The organism is Pedobacter sp. NEAU-ZC8, assembly GCF_059278965.1.
The window spans coordinates 329,229-349,355 of the sequence record NZ_JCAJXC010000001.1 but is presented as its reverse complement, the minus strand read 5'-3'; the positions used below and the strand labels follow the sequence as shown (position 1 = coordinate 349,355).

The 20,127-nt window shown below is 44.3% G+C and carries 24 protein-coding genes; 7 read left to right on the top strand and 17 right to left on the bottom strand.

Features of this window, described 5'->3' with window-relative positions:
- Positions 1 to 59 precede the first annotated feature (59 nt).
- From AC5WJX_RS01660 to AC5WJX_RS01630, 7 genes are all read right to left on the bottom strand, one after another.
- Positions 60 to 962, bottom strand: coding sequence for a helix-turn-helix domain-containing protein (locus AC5WJX_RS01660; RefSeq protein ID WP_494483088.1), 903 nt, complete (start codon positions 960 to 962; stop codon positions 60 to 62).
- Between the two features lie 74 nt (positions 963 to 1,036).
- On the bottom strand, positions 1,037 to 1,876 hold the full coding sequence (locus AC5WJX_RS01655) for an SDR family NAD(P)-dependent oxidoreductase (protein WP_494483087.1): 840 nt from the start codon (positions 1,874 to 1,876) through the stop codon (positions 1,037 to 1,039).
- Between the two features lie 230 nt (positions 1,877 to 2,106).
- Entirely contained in the window at positions 2,107 to 2,919 is an 813-nt protein-coding gene (locus AC5WJX_RS01650) for a helix-turn-helix domain-containing protein (protein WP_494483086.1), read from the bottom strand.
- Between the two features lie 33 nt (positions 2,920 to 2,952).
- Positions 2,953 to 3,963, bottom strand: a complete 1,011-nt coding sequence (locus AC5WJX_RS01645) for an SDR family NAD(P)-dependent oxidoreductase (protein WP_494483085.1) — start codon at positions 3,961 to 3,963, stop codon at positions 2,953 to 2,955.
- Positions 3,964 to 4,052: 89 nt separating this feature from the next.
- The gene (locus AC5WJX_RS01640; protein ID WP_494483084.1) at positions 4,053 to 4,433 is read right to left on the bottom strand and encodes a VOC family protein; all 381 of its coding nucleotides are present in this window, start codon (positions 4,431 to 4,433) and stop codon (positions 4,053 to 4,055) included.
- A gap of 105 nt (positions 4,434 to 4,538) precedes the next feature.
- Complete coding sequence (locus AC5WJX_RS01635) at positions 4,539 to 5,369, bottom strand: ferritin-like domain-containing protein (protein WP_494483083.1); 831 nt, start codon at positions 5,367 to 5,369, stop codon at positions 4,539 to 4,541.
- A 9-nt stretch (positions 5,370 to 5,378) separates the two neighbouring features.
- The gene (locus AC5WJX_RS01630; RefSeq protein WP_494483082.1) at positions 5,379 to 6,059 is read right to left on the bottom strand and encodes a ferritin-like domain-containing protein; all 681 of its coding nucleotides are present in this window, start codon (positions 6,057 to 6,059) and stop codon (positions 5,379 to 5,381) included.
- A 142-nt stretch (positions 6,060 to 6,201) separates the two neighbouring features.
- Here AC5WJX_RS01630 and AC5WJX_RS01625 point away from each other — a divergent pair, with 142 nt between their 5' ends.
- Positions 6,202 to 6,669, top strand: a complete 468-nt coding sequence (locus tag AC5WJX_RS01625; protein ID WP_494483081.1) for a DinB family protein — start codon at positions 6,202 to 6,204, stop codon at positions 6,667 to 6,669.
- A 6-nt stretch (positions 6,670 to 6,675) separates the two neighbouring features.
- Here AC5WJX_RS01625 and AC5WJX_RS01620 read toward each other — a convergent pair whose 3' ends face one another.
- On the bottom strand, positions 6,676 to 7,944 hold the full coding sequence (locus AC5WJX_RS01620; protein WP_494483080.1) for an Hsp70 family protein: 1,269 nt from the start codon (positions 7,942 to 7,944) through the stop codon (positions 6,676 to 6,678).
- Positions 7,945 to 7,987: 43 nt separating this feature from the next.
- On the bottom strand, positions 7,988 to 10,012 hold the full coding sequence (locus AC5WJX_RS01615) for a BCCT family transporter (RefSeq protein ID WP_494483079.1): 2,025 nt from the start codon (positions 10,010 to 10,012) through the stop codon (positions 7,988 to 7,990).
- A 125-nt stretch (positions 10,013 to 10,137) separates the two neighbouring features.
- On the opposite strand from AC5WJX_RS01615, the gene AC5WJX_RS01610 reads away from it, so the two are divergent.
- Positions 10,138 to 10,713 (top strand): cupin domain-containing protein, encoded by a 576-nt coding sequence (locus tag AC5WJX_RS01610; protein WP_494483078.1) that lies wholly within the window; start codon positions 10,138 to 10,140, stop codon positions 10,711 to 10,713.
- Here the strand turns inward: AC5WJX_RS01610 and AC5WJX_RS01605 are convergent.
- Positions 10,710 to 11,027: a hypothetical protein gene (locus AC5WJX_RS01605; protein WP_494483077.1), complete on the bottom strand. Its 318-nt coding sequence runs from the start codon at positions 11,025 to 11,027 to the stop codon at positions 10,710 to 10,712. The two genes, AC5WJX_RS01610 and AC5WJX_RS01605, sit on opposite strands and share 4 nt — an antisense overlap.
- Before the next feature lie 122 nt (positions 11,028 to 11,149).
- Between AC5WJX_RS01605 and AC5WJX_RS01600 the strand changes: the two genes are divergently transcribed.
- The 3 genes from AC5WJX_RS01600 to AC5WJX_RS01590 all read left to right on the top strand — a co-directional run bounded on the left by AC5WJX_RS01600 (position 11,150) and on the right by AC5WJX_RS01590 (position 13,722).
- Positions 11,150 to 12,064, top strand: coding sequence for a pirin family protein (locus AC5WJX_RS01600; protein ID WP_494483076.1), 915 nt, complete (start codon positions 11,150 to 11,152; stop codon positions 12,062 to 12,064).
- Between the two features lie 163 nt (positions 12,065 to 12,227).
- Positions 12,228 to 12,455: a hypothetical protein gene (locus AC5WJX_RS01595; RefSeq protein WP_494483075.1), complete on the top strand. Its 228-nt coding sequence runs from the start codon at positions 12,228 to 12,230 to the stop codon at positions 12,453 to 12,455.
- Between the two features lie 127 nt (positions 12,456 to 12,582).
- A complete protein-coding gene (locus tag AC5WJX_RS01590; RefSeq protein WP_494483074.1) occupies positions 12,583 to 13,722 on the top strand; it encodes a PAS domain-containing protein in 1,140 nt (379 codons plus the stop codon).
- On the opposite strand, the gene AC5WJX_RS01585 is transcribed toward AC5WJX_RS01590, so the two are convergent.
- Positions 13,723 to 14,121 carry a hypothetical protein gene (locus tag AC5WJX_RS01585; protein ID WP_494483073.1) on the bottom strand — a complete coding sequence of 133 codons (399 nt, stop codon included), beginning with the start codon at positions 14,119 to 14,121 and terminating at the stop codon, positions 13,723 to 13,725.
- A gap of 106 nt (positions 14,122 to 14,227) precedes the next feature.
- On the opposite strand from AC5WJX_RS01585, the gene AC5WJX_RS01580 reads away from it, so the two are divergent.
- The gene (locus AC5WJX_RS01580; protein ID WP_494483072.1) at positions 14,228 to 15,118 is read left to right on the top strand and encodes a bestrophin family protein; all 891 of its coding nucleotides are present in this window, start codon (positions 14,228 to 14,230) and stop codon (positions 15,116 to 15,118) included.
- 24 nt (positions 15,119 to 15,142) lie between these two features.
- Here the strand turns inward: AC5WJX_RS01580 and AC5WJX_RS01575 are convergent, their stop codons facing one another.
- The 4 genes from AC5WJX_RS01575 to AC5WJX_RS01560 form a co-directional block, all read right to left on the bottom strand.
- On the bottom strand, positions 15,143 to 16,039 hold the full coding sequence (locus AC5WJX_RS01575) for an NmrA family NAD(P)-binding protein (protein WP_494483071.1): 897 nt from the start codon (positions 16,037 to 16,039) through the stop codon (positions 15,143 to 15,145).
- 22 nt (positions 16,040 to 16,061) lie between these two features.
- Positions 16,062 to 17,000, bottom strand: a complete 939-nt coding sequence (locus AC5WJX_RS01570; protein WP_494483070.1) for an alpha/beta fold hydrolase — start codon at positions 16,998 to 17,000, stop codon at positions 16,062 to 16,064.
- A gap of 77 nt (positions 17,001 to 17,077) precedes the next feature.
- Positions 17,078 to 17,653: a Crp/Fnr family transcriptional regulator gene (locus AC5WJX_RS01565; RefSeq protein ID WP_494483069.1), complete on the bottom strand. Its 576-nt coding sequence runs from the start codon at positions 17,651 to 17,653 to the stop codon at positions 17,078 to 17,080.
- Positions 17,654 to 17,657: 4 nt separating this feature from the next.
- Complete coding sequence (locus AC5WJX_RS01560; RefSeq protein WP_440429797.1) at positions 17,658 to 18,035, bottom strand: winged helix-turn-helix transcriptional regulator; 378 nt, start codon at positions 18,033 to 18,035, stop codon at positions 17,658 to 17,660.
- A 160-nt stretch (positions 18,036 to 18,195) separates the two neighbouring features.
- Between AC5WJX_RS01560 and AC5WJX_RS01555 the strand changes: the two genes are divergently transcribed.
- Entirely contained in the window at positions 18,196 to 18,798 is a 603-nt protein-coding gene (locus tag AC5WJX_RS01555; protein ID WP_440429798.1) for an FMN-dependent NADH-azoreductase, read from the top strand.
- 60 nt (positions 18,799 to 18,858) lie between these two features.
- Here AC5WJX_RS01555 and AC5WJX_RS01550 read toward each other — a convergent pair whose 3' ends face one another.
- Positions 18,859 to 19,251 (bottom strand): putative quinol monooxygenase, encoded by a 393-nt coding sequence (locus tag AC5WJX_RS01550; RefSeq protein ID WP_494483068.1) that lies wholly within the window; start codon positions 19,249 to 19,251, stop codon positions 18,859 to 18,861.
- Between the two features lie 60 nt (positions 19,252 to 19,311).
- Positions 19,312 to 20,103 carry a 3-keto-disaccharide hydrolase gene (locus AC5WJX_RS01545; protein WP_494483067.1) on the bottom strand — a complete coding sequence of 264 codons (792 nt, stop codon included), beginning with the start codon at positions 20,101 to 20,103 and terminating at the stop codon, positions 19,312 to 19,314.
- Positions 20,104 to 20,127 lie beyond the last annotated feature (24 nt).

Genomic DNA, 20,127 nt, shown 5'->3' with positions numbered 1-20,127 from the left:
AACCGGCTTAGAATAAAGATTATTAAGTTTGAAAGTTGCTTGATTTGACGGACTGAACGTTAAACATTCCGGAACGATCCCGGCGTCAGCTGCACATTTTTCTTGAAGAAGTGGATAAAATGTGGCAACTCCTCGAAGCCCAGACACCAGGCAATCTCAGAAATGTTCCAATTGGTATGCTTCAGCAATGCCCTGGCCTCCTGCAAAATCCTTTCTGCAATAAGCTGTGAAGTCGTCTTTTCAGTCACTTCTTTCAGCGAGCGGTTCAAGTGATTTACATGAATACACAAATGATCCGCAAAGTCCGCAGGCGTACGCAATTTCATCTGCTGCATCGGTGACTCAATTGGAAACTGCCGTTCTAAAAGCTCGATAAACAAGGAAGCTACGCGAACAGCAGCTTTCTGTTTTCCAACTGGATTGGACGTTGCAGGCTTAAACTTCAAAGCGCTATGAATGATCTCGAAAACCAAACTTCGCAGCACATCGTACTTGTAAACGTAATCTGACGAGATCTCTTCAAACATCCTGGAGAAAATTCTACGAATTTCCTGACGCTGTTCCTCATTCAAACTATAAACCGCATCGGCACCAGGTTTAAACACCGGGTATTCTTTAAAGTTGCCATATTGTTGAAAGAAGGCATCAGTGAAGATGCAGAAAAATCCACTTTGTGCATCATCCAGCGACTCCCAATTATAAGGGACCTGAGGGTTCGCAAATAACAGTGCAAATTCATCGATCCCTACGGTCTTATCCGCATAATAGATGTTGTTCCGACCTTCAATAAGGCTGATCTTGTAAAAGTCCTTACGACTGTAAGGAATCGGCTTTGCATGGCAGCCAACAAAATCATCCAACTCGAATACATTGAAGTGCCCCATCTCCTTCTTTAGGTTGTCAGGTATCCAGTTCAACTTGGACTGGTAAAACTCTTCTATACTCTGCGCTTTATCCATCATTCAAAAATAACTTAAATTGTTGTTAGCAGAAAATATCCCTGTAGGCCTTCACAGGGATACTTAACCGGTTTTTTTTAATCGTTGAAAGCTGTTGAAGTCGCCAGGTATTTCAACAGTTCCATTTCCCGCTCAACATTCCTAATCTTTTCGTTGACCATTTCGTAGGCATCATGACCTAAAAACAAGTGTAAAGGTGCCTGGTCAAGTTCAGCAGCTTTAATGAATACATCTGCGGCTTTTTCAGGATCATTCGGCTGGTTACCATTTATCTGTTCCTGGTGCATGGACTGCGAAGCGCGAACAGCCTCATAGGCTTCAATTGGAGTGGATGGTGTTGCAAGCGATGAATCCAGAAAGTTAGTTCTGAAATAGCCCGGTGAAACAATGGTCACTTTAATACCGAAGGGTTCTACCTCGGTAGCAAGCGACTCTGACAAGCCATGAACGGCAAATTTGGTCGCACAGTAAATACCAAAGCCGGGGAAGCTTCCGGTGAAACCGCCAACAGAAGCAACATTAAAGATATGTCCAGATCCTTGTTTCCGCAGCTGCGGCAATACATTCCTGATCACGTTCAACATTCCAAATACGTTCACATCGAAGTTGCTTCTGCTTTCCTGGTCGCTTAACTCCTCCAACCCACCAACCAGGCCATAGCCGGCATTATTCACCACGACATCCACGCTGCCAAACTTCTCCACCGTGGCGTTCAGCGCTGCAGCTACACTGTCTTCACTGGTTAGATTAACCTCCAGCGGCAATAGATTTTCATGTTTACCGGCAGCTTTTTCAAGATCTGCAAGACGTCTGGATGTTGCTGCTACCCGGTGGCCCTGACTGATCAATTTGTTGATCAAGGTTAGCCCCAAACCCTTTGAAGCACCTGTTACGAACCATACTTTTTGATTTTCCATAATATTCTGATTTGATTGAGAACAAAGGTATTTCAATGGCTGTCCGGCCTTCATGCGGCGATCAATCCGATAGTTGTAAAAATCAAACAAGCGCTGCCGTTACCACCACCACTTTATTCCTCAATTCATTTTCCTGTAATACCATAATAATTTGTTTTATGTTGGCAAAGTTGAAGAATAAACCTCCTGCAGCATTATCCAAATTGGTAGTTATATTAGTTGATTATGCATCACAAAGCCGTTCGAAGCTGATTTGGCGACAGCCCGTACTTCTTCTTAAAGGAAAATGAAAAATGAGAGAGATCTTCAAAGCCAACCTCCAGGTAAACCGCTGTTGGTTTCTTCTTCTTTTCAGTAAGCTGGTAGTAAGCCAATTCAAGTCGCTTCTCCAAAAGCCACTTTTGTGGACTGGTGTTAAAGAGCCGCTTGAAATCGCGATTAAAAGTCGACAGACTTCGTCCAGTCAGGTAGCCCAGGCGTTCCAACAACATGTTGAACATAAAATTCCGTTCCATAAAGTTCAACAGATCAATTTTCCCGGGCGCATCGAAATTAGCTAACACGCCATCGACTTCAGGATCTATGAACCGGAGAATGTTGATCGCCTCAGTAATCTTTAAAGACGCCAAATTATCCGGAAATAGACCTTCCAGGTCAAAGTACGGAATTAGTGAAGCCAGGCAGCTCTCCAGTAATGGATGATTCTTGAAACTGAAGATTCTACCGCCTGTAGGCTGCATCTTTGGTACCGGCACATGCTCATAAAACTGCTTCAATCGTTCGGTCGAAAGGTGCATCACAACTGATCTGTGGGGCAAACCATCTTTTGGATAGTTTATGATGGTTGCAAGTTGATTTCTTGGAATCAGGAAGATGTCACCGGTTTTAAATTCATAGGTAGCATCCGCCTGAATAATCCTGGTTTCCCCCGAAATGAACCAAACCAGCATATGATCTTTAAACATCAAATCGGACTTGAACAGTTTATCTTCATAGCTGGAAAGCTTGATTTCTTCGGTCAGATATTTAGAAACATGGTCCATTTCTATAAAATTAGCTTGTTTCCGTTGAAAAGATTAAAAGTAAAATGATATCCCCGTAACTTTTTCAGTCCAGGTCCATAGTTTAAGGGCGTTTTGCTGATCGAGTGAATATTCTTGTACGCCATGGCTACCTAAACCATTTGCCTCTTCTTTAACTCCGGAGTCGAGTTCCGCAATGTCACAATCTTCACAGTAAACACCACCGATCTGATCAAGCATCGGACTTGTTGCGCACCAGACGGTTGTTGCTGCGCCCTGCTGTACGGTTTTCAGACCGGCCAAAATTTCTGGACGGAGACTGCCGTCTTCCGCAAAGTACCCCATTTCTTTAAACAGGTCAACTGATGCATAACGGCCAAGTTCGGTTCCATATATTGCTCCAGGATGTAGACTATAAGCACGAACACCAAAGGCCTTTGCCCTTTCATCCAATTCGAGTGCAAAAAGGTTACTCGCGGTTTTTGACTGCCCGTAAGCTACAAGAGTGTCATACTTTCTACATTCGAAGTTGATGTCCTCAAAATCGACGGGAGCAAACTGGTGGCCATAAGAAGAAACATTTACGACCCTGGCGCCCTTCGCCGATTTCAGTGCAGGCCACAACCTTGAAACCAGCTGGTACTGTCCTAAGTAGTTAGTCGCCATCTGCGATTCAACGCCGCGACTGTCTCTATTCAGCGGTACCCACATGATGCCTGCGTTGTTGATCAACAGGTGCAATGTTCTTTCGGATTCGAGAAATTTATGCGCGAATGCGTCAATTGAAGCCGGATCCATTAGGTTCATCGCTTCAATCTCTACATTTGGAATGTCCTGCAGGTTCAGCTTTGCCTTTTCAATGTCCCTTGCCAGTACGATCACCCTTGCACCTGCTGCTGCAAGGACCTTTGTTGTTTCAAGACCAAGACCTGTATTCCCACCGGTCACAATGGCGATTTTCCCGGTCAGGTCCTTTCCTGCAATAACCTCGGCTGCTGTTGTTGTCGCACCGAATTTTGATCCTAATGGTTGCTGTAATGCACCTTGATAATTATTCTTTTCCATTTTTCTTTTATTTAAATGTCTAAGACAAATTTAGGTGCACCAGGACTTCCCGATTTTGTTCAGCGTGTCAATTAACTTTGTTCAGCATGTCAGTGTACAAGTGATGTGATCCACCACGTATTCCCAAATGGATCCAACACCCCGCAGGTTCTACCGTAGTTCTGGTCTGAGAGCTCCATCACGGTACTTGCGCCATGTAAAAGTGCCAAATGATAAGTGTCATCTGCGCTGTCTACATAAACAAACAGGTTTGCATTGGCGAGAGGCCACTGAGCATCGGTGTCTGCAAACATGATTGTACTACCGGCAATTATGATTTCAGCGTGCATGATCAGATCAGGCCGTTCATCCCGCATTTCCTTCATGCCCTCAGTCGCATTGAATACATTTCTGGTAAATTCAATAAATCCTTTGGCATCGTTTAACATCAGGTAGGTCATCACGCCTTGATGGTTTTCAGGTATCCTCATAACTAAAGTTCTTAATACATCATAAGTTAACCAATTGGCATGCAAAAAAGTCCCAAAAACGAAAAAAGCAGCCTCACAGCTGCTTCTTCAACCTAATAAAACATCTTACTTAATAAAAAGACTGGCAATTGCATTGACATCAGCCATAGTTAAAGTTTCATCGAAAGCCTCTGTGGCAACTTTTTCGGAATAACCGAGATTTCTGATGTTCACACCCCCTTGGGTAGTATTCTCTTCTCCTTTGTAAACGGCATCGACCTGTGGTACACCGCTGTCATTGCCACCGGTGATCCAGGGTTTCATTGCCGTTAACCCACCGCCAGCAGGTGCCCGGCGCATCTGACGAATATGTGAAGCATGCCGTGCTTCTACCGAATGAATCTGCAAAGCTGTTTGAAGTACCCCAGGACTGGACATCAAATTGCCGGCCTGCCCCTTGTAAGCCCTTACTCCAGTATCTTCCAAAGCCTGTGCGACAGCCAGGAAAGTCTTGTAGTCCGAAAATACATTTGGGAAAGTACCTTTAGCAGTATAATCAAAATCGGTCGCCGTGAAGACCACCGGCTTTTTACCCATACCTGCTATTGCACCTTTTAACAAGTTGGCATGTTGCCACTCATGTTCACGGATTGTGGCAATCGCGCCAACACCCGGGCCTGCAGGAATTAGCCCGTTGGTTGCTGAGCCAGTTTTATAAAAGAAGTACTCCAAGTATTCCAGGGTAAGCGCAAAATTCAATACTTGCTCCACAGCTACGGGCGCAGTCTGTCCGTAAGCTTTGTTGAACATGGAACCCAAGGAAAGGGGAATAGCTGCAGCCGCAACTTTTGCACCGAAGCCGTAGAACTGCTTCATTGCTGCACGGCGTGGACTCAGTCGTTCATAGATTTCACCATCTACTTTTTCTATCTCTGATAATAAATTTACAATATTCATGGTTGTTGGTTAAGAAGGTAAATTGTTTGCGTTAATTTCAGTTTTGATGTAGGTTTTTGCTATGGCAAGCACCTCTTTAGGACTTCGCGCTACATCAAGGCCAGTAGCATCTACAACTTCCATATTAGCAAAGCTGCCATTTTCGATCAGGTCACGTATCAATGCGGCATGCCTCGCTTCAACAGAAACAATCTTGCCGGCAAGGGTTAGATAATCGGGCGATTGGATCAATCTGCCAGCACCATTATAGGCCGATACACCCAGATCTTCAAAGGCTTTTGCAGTCCCAAGTACCGAGGTACGGTCGCTAAAGTTAATGGAGGAAAAATCTACTTCTAAGGCAGGGATTGCTTGATCACCTAAGGCCGCCTTGAAGAAATCACGATGGGCCAACTCATGGTCCCTGATGTCTGTTAAAAATACCTTCTCCGTTTCAGTCATCCCACCAAAGGGTGTTTTTACCACTGCCTCATAAAAGGCGGCCTCTAGCTGCTCCAGTGCATAAGCATAATTTAAAATGCCGATGTCGCCAGAGCCAAGGTCAACAGCCCCAGTTACCGGATCTACCATGCCATCGTTATCCTTCTTGCAGCCTGCCGCAGTTAATGCAACTGCAGCCATTCCTGCACCTGCATAGCGCAGAAAGGACCGGCGCTGAATCCCTGATTCTAAAATGTTTTGATTTTCCATCGTCTGATTTTTGATTGGTTATGCAGAGACTTACGCAGCAATCCTTAGCTCGGATTTTTGAAAAGGAATTTATTTTTAGAATATGGTTTTTCTTGTAAATGGCTGAAGATTTGCCACAACTTAAATCCATAACAAACATGCCATGAACCTTCTTGAAGCGCAATACAAACTTGTACAATCCTCCCGTGAGGTTTTGCTTAACTATTGTTGCAGTATAGAACAGGCTGACTTTATCAAAGAGCATACGACTTTCGGACCTGGAAGCATCCGAAATCTGCTGGTCCACATTGCAAACACTTACGAGCAATGGATCGGCATCGATGCGCTTGAAAAGGATATGCAACTAACCAGATACGAACCTGTTCATACAGCCGTTGATGCTATTGAACTTTTCCAGCATACCGATCAGCTGATGCAGGAATTTTTCAGGGTTATGGACAGCCGGATAATGGAGCCTAAGGAGCTACGATTCAATGACCAGACGAGGTTCATCGATGGACTAACATTTTTCAGTCACGTCATTACACATGAATTTCACCACAAAGGTCAGATCATGTCACTTTCAAGACATCTGGGCTATCTACCCGTTGACGCCGACATATTGCGTTAGCAACTGCTATTCCGCAAACAAGTACCCGCTAAGCGCCAGGCCGTTTGCGACACTCTTGAAATTGTCACCTGAATTCAGGTTTACCTGCGGAAAACGTTGTTTGAACAGTTTCTGAATGCTACCTACCATGGAGGTTCCGCCAGTTAAGAACAAACTGTCGATCCTGGCTGGATCGATATTATGCAGCTCCATAAAATGGTCCAGATATGCAGCAATCTGATTGACGTTTTTAGAAATGATCTCATCATAAAGCGCAAGCGAAATCTCCTCTTCAATGTTAATGTCCATCTGATGGTAACTGAAGCGAGAAGATTCTACAGCAGAAAGTTCAATTTTGGTTTGTTCAATTGACCTGAACACGGAATAACCCAGATTATTGTCAATAAGGGTAATCAGGTTCTTAAACATCCTGTCCTTGCCAGAGAAATAGTAATAATCTTCAATGTCTTTTCTAATTCTCGGACCATTGAAAAAGTTCATCTGTTCCCAGGAGCAGATGTTTGCAAACAACGATTTGGGAACCGTAAGACGCTTACCGGAAGTCGCTTCATATTCGGTGTACTTACCGAAGTACGGTGTACCACGCTCCCACATAAACGCAGCATCCAGACTATCACCACCAATGTAAATACCGCCAGTGGCCATCATGTCATTCTTACGATCTTTGCTACCCACCTTCTCCGGATCCAGTACAAGGTAGGTGAAATCCGTAGTACCGCCGCCAAGATCGGCAACAAGTACATGTTCTGCTTTTGTTAAGCTACGCTCATAAGCAAACGCTGCACCGATAGGCTCAAACTGGAAACGAACCTCCGAAAATCCGGCCAACTCAGCAGCTTTACTAAGCCGTGTTTGCGCCAGCGTATCCTTTTGAACGTTATGATCATCAAAGAAAACCGGCCTTCCAATGACCGCTTTACCGCAGTCCTCACCCACCAGCTTATCAGCCCGCGCTTTAAGCGCACTGATGATGATGGCTACAAGCTGTGATGCATTGTAACGTGTTTGCTGAATACGAGTTTCAATGAAACTACTGCGCGATAAGATTTGCTTTACTGACTTGATGAAGCGGCCTTTCATACCTTCGCTCAGGTAAGCGGAAATGGCTTCCTCGCCCACCACAAAGTTCGGACTGCCATCAGCCTTACGATGTTCAAAAAAGTATATCAGCGATGGAATGATGATCGTGTGCTCAATTGCTCCAGTTTCTTCGTTGTAAACTGCTAAGGCAGAATTGGTGGTTCCGAAATCAATTCCATACATATACTTTCCCATAACGCGCAGCCTTAAAATTTTCAGGGGGCGAAAGTATCAAAAATTATTGCGGTTCCCGCAGCGAATTGTCAGTGAACAGTTCGTTTTTCACTTCAGAAGATAATTGGATGAAACGTTCATACTGTTTTAAGGCATCTGCAATCACTTCCCTCTGGTTAAAATATTCAATGTTATAGCCAACTCTGTTGTCGCCGAAATAAGTCTTGGGGATATAGGTCTTATTTCCCTCAACTCCAGGAACATTATCTTCATTAACCAGAAATTCTGATATCAACTTTGACTCACTTCTTACCCCATAGGTAAAGTCCTCTATAAGATCGTGTTTAATGGTTAATGCGACATCTGTAGGTTTTTCATTAACGGTCACCGTGGCGGTGATCCCTTTGTTATTAAATTCCGTAGCAAGCTCCTGCAGTGCGACCAATACCGTCTCCCGCATAAACTTATCCACAGCATCCCGATTCTTAAAGGACAGAATTTTCTGCAGCCTTTCTTTCCAGAATTCTCCGGACCAGTTGTTGGCCGCATGCGAGTAAGACCTGGAATAATAAATATCATCTACAATTAATCCTTGAACAAGGCTGTAGCAGAACATGCATATCAGCAAGGAAAAAGGAAGGGCTGTAATAAGCGTCATGGTTTGCAGCGACTGTAGCCCACCTGCATTGAGTAATACTAAAGATAGAAGGGCCAATAAAATTCCCCAGAATACCATCTGCCATTTTGGAGACTTAACGGCATTATTCGTTGCAATGCTATTCATCACGAAAATCCCGGAATCTGCAGAGGTGACGAAAAAGACAAAGATGATAAAGATGGCAAGACCGCTACTCAAATTTGAAGCTGGAAGAAGGTCTAAGAATCTAAACAACATTTCATCTGTCTTATCTGCAATTCCGCTTAAAACACCCTTTGCAGTATTACGATCCAGCCAGGTTGCGCTATTCCCAAGCACGGTCATCCAGAGAAAATTGAAAGCTGTAGGAATAATTAGTACCGCACCGATAAACTCCCGGATGGTACGCCCACGGGAAATTTTAGCGATAAACAATCCTACAAAAGGTGACCATGAAATCCACCATGCCCAGTACAAGATGGTCCAATTGAAAAACCATGGCTGACTTTCAGGCTCGTAGGCATGCGTATTAAACGTGAGATTGAAAAATTGGGTAATGTAGTAGCCTATACCTTCGGAAAGTGAGCCCAGCAGGAAAACGGTAGGACCACAGATGAGGATAAAAAACAAGAACAGGATCGCAGCAACAATATTCAACTGGCTCAGGAACTTAACACCTTTATTTACCCCTGAGGTTGCGGAAAAGGTAGAGATGGCCATGATCACGGTTACGATGGCCACTTGGTACCGGAAGCCAGTTTCCTCCATTAAACCGAGTTCTACTAAGCCGGCATTTAGTTGCACGACCCCAAACCCGAGTGTAGTTGTAATACCAAAAAAGGTACTGCAAAGGGCAAAAGTATCGATCACATCACCAGAAGGACCATTGATCCTGTTCTTTAAAATGGGATAGAAGCAACTGCGAAGTGAAAGGGGCAACCTGTATCGATAGGTAAAATATGCCAGTGATAAACCTACCAGGCCGTAAATTGCCCAGGCATGGATCCCCCAATGGAAGAAGGTATAGAGTTGCGCATTTTTTGCGCGTCTGATCTCATCCAACCCCGAGAAAGTAGGGTCCGAGAAATGTGAAACTGGCTCCGCCACCCCAAAATACATCAGTCCGATGCCCATTCCAGCAGCAAAGAGCATGGACACCCAAGAGAAAAAGGAATACTCGGGTTCAGAATCATTATCCCCCAGGCGAATGGCACCATAGCGACTAAAAAACAAGAATATCAGAAACAGAACAAAGATCGTTACGGACCAAACATAAACCCAGTTCAGATTGATGAAAATCCAGTCCTGTACAATCCCTAAATATAAAGCAGCCTCCCGCGGAAAAATGCTGGAAATGAAGGTGATCGACAGTATGAAGATCAGGCTGGGAATTATGATGCCCTTTTTGAAAGTCGTATTCGAAAATAAACTACCGCTCCTATTTGTATTCATGTGCTTCCTCCTGTTGTAAGGCAAATATAACCTTTCTTTGCTGGGTTAGTTTTGAACCGAGATTTTGAACAACATTAACACCCATGTTTGCGGTATTTTAGCTAAATTAAAGAAACTACAATGCCATGAAAAGGAATACATTTATCACCTCCATCTTTACCCTGCTCGCGACACCAGGATGGACGACTCCACTACGCACAATAAAGGTCGCTTTAGACAAAGGCTTTAAGGTCTCTGCTGGTGAGGGACGAAAACATGGACATCTAAAGCTGAAAGGCGTCAATGCAAATGTGCTGGACGTTAAAATATCGGGTACTGATACCAAGGGCGACCTGGCTGTTTTTGAACAAACGTCACTCAGCCAGGGCCGTGGAACCCCATTACACGTACATCCTCTACAAGATGAGATATTCTATGTGGTTCAAGGTGCCTATCGCTTTAAGGTTGGTGAGGAGCAATTCGCATTGGCGGCTGGGGAGACGATTTTTCTGCCAAGACAAGTCCCACATGCCTGGATTCAGGATTCAGCAACGGGGAAAATGTTGGTTATCCTCCAGCCCGCTGGTAAACTTGAGGACTTCTTTGTCTCTATGGCAGGTCTTGATCATGAACCCACTGCCGAAGAGGTTAAACGTTTGTTTGCCGAAAATGAAATGCAGGTGGTCGGGCCTCCGCTAGAACCGCTGAATAAGTCTGTTTAGAAATCCAGGGTCATCTTCTTTTCAGACGCGCAGAGCTCCAGCGGAAAGACAGTTCCATCCAGCTTTATGAACTCTATTTTGTAGGATTGCTCACCATATAACGATATAAGGTACTGCGCTTTTTTGAACTTAATGTCCGGCTGCAACCCTTTGAAATTCGCAGGATTGATATCCTGTGTAGCCGTTATCGAGATCTGCATGGTATTCTCTATGGTCTGGTAAGTAACCTTGTAATATTCACCTGCAGAATAGTCTTCTTTTTTGCAGGCAATAATGATCACAGCAAATAGTAGGAGCGTTAATAGTCTTTTCATACCTGCTAATATAATTGATCTTTTTTTCTCGATGCAAAAATCAGTGTCATTTCCGCCCCTATCCTATTTGGCCCGTTAATATTTCTTAAATTCAGCTATTGTTTCACAGATCTTAGAAAGACATGCTTGAACTCGTAATTGATTCCCGGATAGCAGCCATCAGTGCTGAAATGAAGGTCAAACGAATCCTTCCTTTTCGGCTGCGCCGGATGATCGGCCCATTCATCTTTATGGATCATGCCGGTCCCGTAGAAAACATCGCTGCACAATCCTCCAGCCTTGATGTACTCCCGCACCCACATATTGGATTATCAACGGTGAGCTACCTGTTTGGTGGTGAGGTTACCCATCGCGACAGCCTTGGTATAGAGCAAATTATCCGTCCAGGAGAAGTAAACTGGATGACTGCCGGCAGCGGCATTGCACATTCGGAGCGATTTGAGAGTCCCGCAGCACTCGCCGGTGGTCTGGAAATGATACAAACCTGGGTAGCTTTACCTGAAAAAGACGAGGAGGCTGCGCCATCCTTTCTGAACTATAAACCAGCAGATCTGCCGGTATACACAGATAAAGGCGTTTGGATGCGACTAATTGCCGGAGACGCTTACGGTCTAAAAAGCAGCGTATATACCAACTCACCATTGTTTTACCTGCATGTGGTATTGCAGTCAGGTGCAACCTTTGCACTCCCTAAGGAACATTCCGAACGCGGATTCTACATTGTAAAAGGCAGCATTGAAATTGGGGCCTCAACCTATCATGCAGGACAAATGCTTGTTTTTACCAAAGGTGTAGATCCGGTTATACTGGCTAAACAAGATACAACCCTGATGCTGCTTGGAGGCGAACCTTTGGGAGAACGATTCATCTGGTGGAACTTTGTATCCTCGAGAAAGGAGCGCATTGAACAAGCTAAAGAAGATTGGAAGCAGGGCCGCTTTACCTTGCCGCCTACCGACGATCAGGAGTTTATTCCCCTACCTGATGACCGGTCCAGGCCGGCAGGCAGTTCACCTAAACCCGAGCCGCTATCTTAGCCCGCGGGTACCTGTATCATAGATCTGTGTAAGAGAATTTTACATAAGCAGAAATTCACTCAATAGATTACGTGAGGCCCAGGTGTACCGTTAATGTAATACAGATTTGTAGTTAAGTTTAAACCACAAGCATTTCTTTGCATTAAAATTTAGCAGCTAAATCATGAAAAATTCAATAAGCCCAGACCTTCAAAAATTCATCGACAAATTTGAGCCATCTAAATACAAATTAATCGAAAAAGGACTTGAGATAAGAGGAGTGCGGGACATGCACCGTAACCTCACGCAAGCTAAAGAACTGATCGCCCGGTTGGAGCTTAATTTAACAGTATTCCATGATGCCGAAATGCTAAGCTATGGCGGCTTTGAGGTACTTCCCCGTTCGCGGTAGCCTTTGCTCTGATGATCATACATTTTTATCACGCAAAGGCCGCGACCCCAGATTTAAAAACGCCCTATTACATTTAAAATCTTGATTTACGATTTAATTTGATTTACTTCGTTCATATTAACGTAGTATGAACGAAGGATTAAGATTAGCAGCACTGAGGGCATTCGGTCAACTTCGATTAGAAGACAACACGGAGCTTCAGGATGCCTTGCTTATCGCAAAAAGCATATTCGAGACCCCAGTTGCCGCACTTACGCTGTTCGATGAGGATAAACATACGATCAGGTTAAATATTGGACTTTCGAACACCAACCGCACTGACGTTATTTCTCTCTGCAACAACACCAGTGCTCGAAGGGAAATTTTTGTAGTAGAGGATACTCAAGATCACGAGCATTTCGCTCCACTATCCCAGTTACCGAATCAAGAAACCATTCGATTTTATGCTGGCTCTCCCCTCATCACCAAGGAAGGCCTATGTATTGGCACCTTGTGTGTTATGGATCACGTTCCGCATGAAAGGTCCGGCAAAGATGATCTTAGCTTAACGTTGCTTGCTAAACACGTCATTAGTATTTTGGAGGCCAAGCTAAATCTTAGCAGGCTGGATCGTAGTTTCGCAGAACTTGAGCAGGCCAGAGCAAATGCAATCAGCAATGAAATCAAGTTACGTGCACTCTTCGAAAGCCTTACCGATGTTTATGTCTTTCTGGGCATGTCCGGAGAAATCCTGGACTTCAATCAAGCTGCATACGACTATATCCTGAGATTCAAGGGAAAGAAGATGATGAGGGGAGGCCACACCGCAGATTATCTAAACGAAGTTGACAACGCCGCCTTTATGGCCAACTTCCGGTCCGCACTAAATGGTGAGCGTATAAGTCAGGAAATGCTGAGTAACCCGGAAATTGCAGAAAGGGTCTGGTGGGATAGCATATTCGAACCTGTACGTAATAAAGATGGACAAATGATGGGCGTGTCTTATATCGCCCGGAACATCAATAAAAGAAAATTGGACTCCGAAAGGATTCTGAAGCAAAACAAAATCCTCAAGAAGATCGCCCATATTCATGCACATGATTATCGCGCACCCGTTTGCGCCATCCTTGGAATTATGAACTTAATTGAAGGCGATGGTTATATCGCCTCAAAAGACTATTTGTTGATGCTTCAGAAGGCCGTCAAAGAACTTGACGAGAAAACTCAAAGCGTCATTAGCCTGATCTCCGACCTTTCCATGGTTAGCGATACCGAAAAGACCAAATAGCTACTTTGTGGCCGTCGTATCTGCGCTGACCGGCTCCACCCGGTGCAGAACCTTCGATTTGTGATTAGAAATTCTTACCCGGACCTTGGCCTCCCTGCCTGATGCATTAACCAGACTTGCAGAAGCCTCTGGTTCAATGATCGCCTTAACACTTGCTTTTGTAATCATCAAATTGTCCAGGCCTTTTCTTTCCAATGCCAGCGTATCGTTGGACTGGTTTTCAATGTCCAGGTTGAAGCCGGATTTGTCCTCCAAGGCAATCATCATCTTAGAATGCGCGGCTATGGTTTGATTGATGGTGAATGCTTTGGAATCCTTGTTCAAAACACCACATCCAAGGCCCAAAAGTGGCAACAATAAGATTATTATTCCTTTAACCGGGTTAATTTTTCCTTCCATAAAGCGAAAAATGAATTGAGAAAATATAAATTAAATATAAGATAACTTGTTGGCATGATTGTTCGTAAGTCGAGTCTTGTAAAATCTACAATTCTAAATATCATCTATGCTTCTTGCACAAAATATTCGCATCAGTCGGATTTTAAAAGATACTTGGCAGGTAGATCTAATTATGATCGTATCCTGCACCGTTGCTTACATGATCCGCGAACACCTCATCGCCAACAACTATGTTATCCCTGCAATTATACCTACCCTGTTGGGAACGGCCATTGCGTTCTTCATTGGTTTTAACAACAATCAGGCCTACGATCGTTGGTGGGAAGCACGAAGGATCTGGGGATCGCTCGTAAACGACTCCCGCTCTTATGCCCGTAGCCTCCTGAATTATGTGGATGGTGACGAAAAGACCATCAAGCGAATGATTTACCGGCATATTGCCTTTCTGTATGCCTTGAAGACAAACTTGCGAGGCGGAACCAATGATTGTAACGTGCGATATTTGAATGATGCCGACAGGCTCGCCATACAGGGTGCCAGCAACTTACACAATGCAATTTTGAATCTGCAATCCGCAGATCTTCAAAGGCTATCAAAAAATGGCCATATTGATGGCTTCCGATTTATGGAGATCAATGCCATGCTGGTCAGATTTTCAGATAGCATGGGCATGAGTGAGCGCATTAAAAACACCGTGTTTCCTACTACCTATTCGTATATGACCAAAGTTTTTATCTGGCTTTTCGTTGTGACCTTTACGCTGGTCATCAGCGAAAGCGCAGGTGTGGTGTCTATTTTCCTGGGCTGGCTAATTGGATTTGTGTTTGTCTCTACGCAGATAAACGGAATGAACCTGGTTAATCCATTTGTAAATAACTCCGCCAGCATACCGTTAAACCAAATCACAAGAGGTATAGAAATCAACCTCTTGGAAATGATGGGTGCAGAAGAGGTACCAGAGCCGGTGAAGCCAATCAATGACGAGTATGTGTTATAGCAGCACAAACACAATGCTGATCGCTTATCGAACAAAGGTCTCCAGGTATTCCCTTCCGGAAACCCAGGCGATCTCTTGATAGCGCCCATTTGCCAGCTCAGCATGCTGCGTTGAAAACATGGAATACATATACTGACTTTGCTGCCATTTAGCATAGAGTTCATATTCTCCTGCAGGATCGTTCGCTCTTTGTTTCTCTATGTAAGCTGCAAAATCCTCTAATGAAGACATCATAATCATACTGAAATCACTACCTGTAATTTCCTGAACCTGAGTACGCAGCTCATCAGGACTAATCTGAAAACTTGCAATCTGCAAATCCCTTGGAGCGCTGTCATCAAGTGCCACAGCTGCAGTAAATGCAGCTGTATTGTCCATTGTTGTGAAGTCCAGTTTCAAGTGAGCCTTATCACCCCAATACCCAATGCTTTTATCCTTGAGATTCAAAACCGGTGTATTATATTTAAGAATGTCTGCAAATGCGCCGTTGAATATAGAGGATGCCTGGATCCCTGTACTATCAAGATAACTTTTAAAGGTTCTTCTTAAGTCAAAATTCCTGTTGTCACCAGGTTCGAGAAAGTTGTAATCCGTGCAGAAGTCAGAGGGAATAAACCTGGGAACGCCAGCCTTTAATGCAGCATCAAGCACACGAGTTTGTAAATCGACAATCATCTCGGCTAGTCCTGCAAGTGCTGACACGACACAATTAATTCCCACACATGACTCCGCAATGTCATCAACTCTGCTCAGATCCCGGACTTCAACTTCAACGCCCAAGCGTCGAAGTGTTTCAAGCTTTTCCTGGTCCGAAGAAGGTCTAACAATAGCGCGTACAGACGCCCCTTTTTTAATCAATTCACTGCAAATCCTGCTGCCAAGGTTCCCCGTTGCACCGGCTACTAAAACGTTGCTCTTCATATTTTAACTGTAGATTATTTAATTATCTCCCTAAAAAGCTTAGGACTGCCCTAAGCACCTGTTCAGGTTGTTCCTCATATAAGTAGTGTCCGCTATCGGAGATTTCAATCAGCTTAAGGTCAGACGCAACTGCCGGCAGCCCCATCTTCATATAGTTGTAGCTGATATAACTTCCAATCGCCAAAACGGGCATGCTGAGCTGCTGATAGCTTTTGGAATCTAAAATATCTTGCCCGAAAGTTTGATACCAGCCATTAGATGCCCTGATGCTATCTGCATCATTGTAAGCAGCAGCATATACCTCACGATCAAAACCCGACATCTTGCGATCATCAATCATTACATAGTTAAACAACCAGTCTAGCAAATGCTGAAACCTACCTTCCAGTAATTTTTCAGGTAAGCCTTTTACCTGGTTAAATCCCATCCACCATGCATAAGGCCGTGCTGCATCCATCTTAGCTCCAAAACTCCCGGGAGCAGGTACCAGTGGCATGTACAACATTCCTTCACCCGGATGTGATCCATCTAATACAACAAGCTTTTCAGTGTGTTGCGGATAATTGAAGGCAAAACTCATGGCGATCATCCCGCCAATGTCGTGCCCCATGATGTGTATCTTGTCATACCCGAGTTGTTGTATAAGCCTTAAAATGTCTGTCGCCATTGTTTTCTTATCATACCCTTCCAATGGCTTTTCAGAGCCTCCCATGCCCCGGATATCTACAATGATAACGCGGAAGGTTTTTGCGAGTTCTGAAGCAATTGGATGGTAAGAATACCAGGTCTGCGGCCATCCTGGCAAACAAATCAGTGGCATACCGCTCCCGCCTTCCACATAATGTAAGCTAACACCATTAATAGTGGAATAGTTATTTTTAAAACCGGGAAAGTTTTTAATTAATTCATCGTCATCAAAAGTGTTCTGCGTCGGGATTGATTTCTCATTCGGGTGAGTCATAATTTATGTCTTAGATTAGGACTCAAATGTAGCTCGAACTGGAAGGCTTGATTCTACCATCTGGTAGATAATGCAACTCACTTAATATTTTTCCGGATTCGGCTTAAAGCATTTGGTGTAATGCCCAGGATGGCTGCGAGTTGTTTTACAGGGATCTTCTTCAGAAATTCAGGATTGCTCATAAATTCCATATACCGTTCTTCAGCAGAAAGCGTCTGGAAGTTGATGATCTGATCAATCATTCTCACTGCAGTTGCCTCCCATATCTTTCGCCCAAACTCCTCCCATGCGGAAATATGGGCGTAAAGAAAATCCATGTCTTTCTTATCGATGATCACCAGTTCAGAATCTTCAATGGTTTCTATATTGAACCGGGAGGCTCTTTGTGGGTTTAAACTGGAGATCTCTGTAAAAAACTCATTTTTAAAAGAGATCCATGTCGTATTTTCCCGTCCATCCTGTTCATAAAAGAACCGGATTCCACCGGCAGCAATGAAAAAATACTGGTTTGCAATCTGCCCCTTTCGGAGAATGAGTTTTCCTTTTGGAACCTTGCGGCTTACACATCTGGAAAGCACCAGATCCAGATCTGAGTCGTGGATGCTTACAACAGACCTGATAAGTGACACGAATGCCTCGCTACTTTGCTCCACGATATTACTTCCTCATGCTACTTCTGATCTTCTCCCGGTGCTGCTCGCCCCATAAGCTTAACTCATGTAGTACCTTTCTTAGTGTCGCACTGTGTTCAGTTGCTTCGTAGATGATTGTCACTGGTGTAGTTGAATATACCTTCCGTTCTACAAATTCATTAAGTTCAAGGTTTTTCAGCTCGTTCGCCAGGATCTTAGGCGAAATGCCTTTAAGCTCATGTTGAATTTCATTGAAGCGCTTTGGCCCGTCTATGAGGCTTAAGATCACTGGGAGCTTCCACTTGCCTCCCAGCACGTACAATGCGTCAAGCACGTTTTTCATGGAGCCGGCACATTCTTGCCGACCCAGTACCAATTGCTGCTCCTTAATCATCGTTTCCATACCCAAAGCTACGTACTTTCCTCTAAGTAAGCGCTTTCCTTTAGGTAAGTACTATCTTTTTAGTAGTAGCATAAAATACCTTTGGTGACAAGAATTGCGGATGCAACAGGGTCTTAATACCAGCGCGGCATCCGCTTTTAATCACTAAACATAAAGAAACATGAAACGAATTCTTCATTTAATTTCCAGCATCCAGGGGGCACAATCCTACAGCATCAAATTAGGAAAAGCGGTCGTCGAAAAGATCATGGAGAAACATCCAGGCAGCATCGTTGAAGAGGTAAATCTTAACGATCTGGAGCTTCCACATCTGAATCTCCGGATTCTTCAATCAATGTTTACCCCAGGTGAGCAGTTGACGCCGGAAAACCGGGAATCATTACGCTACTCGGACGAAGCCATCAAGCAATTGACGGCAGCGGACATCATCGTTATTGGCGCGCCGCTTTATAACTTCAGCATCCACACCGCCTTGAAGGCCTGGCTGGACCTTATTACAAGAGCCGGAATAACCTTCAGCTATAATGAAAGCGGCCCGGTCGGACTCGTTCAGGGCAAGAAAGTCTACATCGCGATGTCGTCTGGAGGTGTATATTCTGAAGGACCTGCTCAGCAGAACGACTTTGTAGCACCATACCTGAAATCATTCCTCGGCTTCCTGGGCATGAAGGAAGTTGATGTCTTCCGCGTTGAAGGTGTGAAGATCCCTGGCATTATGGAGCATGCTTTAGAAAAAGGCATCGCGAGCATTCAGGTGGACTAACAGCAAACTGGCAGGTACCACGGTCCTACACCAAGGGTATCTGCCAATTTTAAATGCGCATTATTCTTGCTCTATTTTTCTAAAGATCTTCTTCATTCCCTCGGGATCGATGCTTTTCATATCCACCAGCTTTAGCGATTTTACCATCTTTTGAGTACTTGTTTTGTAATGCAGGAAATGCGGTGTTTTTAAATGGGACAGGTAGGCATCCTTATTGGCATACATTTCAACGATGCGTATCTGATTAGGATGTACTTTTTGATACATTGGAAAGATTGCCAGTACACCAGGTTCAAGCTCAACCGATGCAGCAGCCTCAGCCTTCAGTATTGCGAGGTATTCCTCCAGGTATTGCGGAAATATCTCAATTTCAGCAATGCGTAACATCATGCGCGCATCCGTTTTCTTTTTATCTGGATTTACCTGTGCCCAAGAGGTCTTAAAGCTGCCCATCAACAGCATTAAAAAAACGAAATTTATAATCTTGTATTTACCCATCTGTGAGGTGTTATTCTATTTTTTGGACAAATCCTGGAGTTCTATATTCCTGAAGTCAATTGGCTGACCTTCACTTTGCAGGGCGATGTATCCACGCTTTAGCAACTTTCCATCCTGTTTAATAGCCGGATCGTAGCGGTTTACCACGTCACCACCAATCTGAGGTTTTGAATACTTCATAACCGTGTCGCCATTGATGATGTGGGTGATGAGCGAGTCGCCTAGCACAATCAGCTCGGCCTTCACCCACTGGTCGCCATCGTAGGTTTTTGATTTCGAATTTATGCAGTGCCGTTCGTCCAATTTCCCTTCATAAATGATTTTTGTGCCCGGGGAACACATGTTTCCCGTAGTGCGCGGTTTACCGTCGCCCAGTCCACCAAGGAACTGGAACTCCACAGATATTGGCCAATCTTGTTCCTTAGGCATGGTCCGCGGATCTTGCGAATGGAACATCACACCACTATTCCGCAAGGTATAATCGGGCGCACCCTTTTGCAGCTCCCCTACAAAACGGTACTCCAGCTTAAGATGGTAATAGGAATAAGGCACCTTGTAATACAGATGTCCAAATTGATCATTGAAGTCTCCATATTGATCATAGCGAACCTTTATGATCCCATCCTCGACCCTGAAGGTATTTCCAAAATTCTTGCCAACTTCATGGTGGTGGATCTTCACAAACCAGTCTTGAATGTCTTTACCATTGAAGAGCTGCACCCAATCTTGCCCCCCTCTGGAAGGCTTAACCGATTTGCAACTATCTAATGCTAGGAGCAGCAGGAATGAGAATTTTAATAAACGCATAGTCAAGGTTTAAGGCTTAACCGT

Bases quoted from the DNA above. Each gene is read 5' to 3' on its own strand.
- AC5WJX_RS01640 (WP_494483084.1), bottom strand. From the start codon at position 4,433: ATGAGGATACCTGAAAACCATCAAGGCGTGATGACCTACCTGATGTTA.
- AC5WJX_RS01645 (WP_494483085.1), bottom strand. From the start codon at position 3,963: ATGGAAAAGAATAATTATCAAGGTGCATTACAGCAACCATTAGGATCA.
- AC5WJX_RS01590 (WP_494483074.1), top strand. From the start codon at position 12,583: ATGAACGAAGGATTAAGATTAGCAGCACTGAGGGCATTCGGTCAACTT.
- AC5WJX_RS01660 (WP_494483088.1), bottom strand. From the start codon at position 962: ATGATGGATAAAGCGCAGAGTATAGAAGAGTTTTACCAGTCCAAGTTG.
- AC5WJX_RS01600 (WP_494483076.1), top strand. From the start codon at position 11,150: ATGCTTGAACTCGTAATTGATTCCCGGATAGCAGCCATCAGTGCTGAA.
- AC5WJX_RS01575 (WP_494483071.1), bottom strand. From the start codon at position 16,039: ATGAAGAGCAACGTTTTAGTAGCCGGTGCAACGGGGAACCTTGGCAGC.
- AC5WJX_RS01545 (WP_494483067.1), bottom strand. From the start codon at position 20,103: ATGCGTTTATTAAAATTCTCATTCCTGCTGCTCCTAGCATTAGATAGT.
- AC5WJX_RS01585 (WP_494483073.1), bottom strand. From the start codon at position 14,121: ATGGAAGGAAAAATTAACCCGGTTAAAGGAATAATAATCTTATTGTTG.
- AC5WJX_RS01655 (WP_494483087.1), bottom strand. From the start codon at position 1,876: ATGGAAAATCAAAAAGTATGGTTCGTAACAGGTGCTTCAAAGGGTTTG.
- AC5WJX_RS01635 (WP_494483083.1), bottom strand. From the start codon at position 5,369: ATGAATATTGTAAATTTATTATCAGAGATAGAAAAAGTAGATGGTGAA.
- AC5WJX_RS01560 (WP_440429797.1), bottom strand. From the start codon at position 18,035: ATGGAAACGATGATTAAGGAGCAGCAATTGGTACTGGGTCGGCAAGAA.
- AC5WJX_RS01555 (WP_440429798.1), top strand. From the start codon at position 18,196: ATGAAACGAATTCTTCATTTAATTTCCAGCATCCAGGGGGCACAATCC.
- AC5WJX_RS01615 (WP_494483079.1), bottom strand. From the start codon at position 10,012: ATGAATACAAATAGGAGCGGTAGTTTATTTTCGAATACGACTTTCAAA.
- AC5WJX_RS01625 (WP_494483081.1), top strand. From the start codon at position 6,202: ATGAACCTTCTTGAAGCGCAATACAAACTTGTACAATCCTCCCGTGAG.
- AC5WJX_RS01630 (WP_494483082.1), bottom strand. From the start codon at position 6,059: ATGGAAAATCAAAACATTTTAGAATCAGGGATTCAGCGCCGGTCCTTT.
- AC5WJX_RS01570 (WP_494483070.1), bottom strand. From the start codon at position 17,000: ATGACTCACCCGAATGAGAAATCAATCCCGACGCAGAACACTTTTGAT.
- AC5WJX_RS01550 (WP_494483068.1), bottom strand. From the start codon at position 19,251: ATGGGCAGCTTTAAGACCTCTTGGGCACAGGTAAATCCAGATAAAAAG.
- AC5WJX_RS01580 (WP_494483072.1), top strand. From the start codon at position 14,228: ATGCTTCTTGCACAAAATATTCGCATCAGTCGGATTTTAAAAGATACT.
- AC5WJX_RS01595 (WP_494483075.1), top strand. From the start codon at position 12,228: ATGAAAAATTCAATAAGCCCAGACCTTCAAAAATTCATCGACAAATTT.
- AC5WJX_RS01610 (WP_494483078.1), top strand. From the start codon at position 10,138: ATGAAAAGGAATACATTTATCACCTCCATCTTTACCCTGCTCGCGACA.
- AC5WJX_RS01620 (WP_494483080.1), bottom strand. From the start codon at position 7,944: ATGGGAAAGTATATGTATGGAATTGATTTCGGAACCACCAATTCTGCC.
- AC5WJX_RS01650 (WP_494483086.1), bottom strand. From the start codon at position 2,919: ATGGACCATGTTTCTAAATATCTGACCGAAGAAATCAAGCTTTCCAGC.
- AC5WJX_RS01605 (WP_494483077.1), bottom strand. From the start codon at position 11,027: ATGAAAAGACTATTAACGCTCCTACTATTTGCTGTGATCATTATTGCC.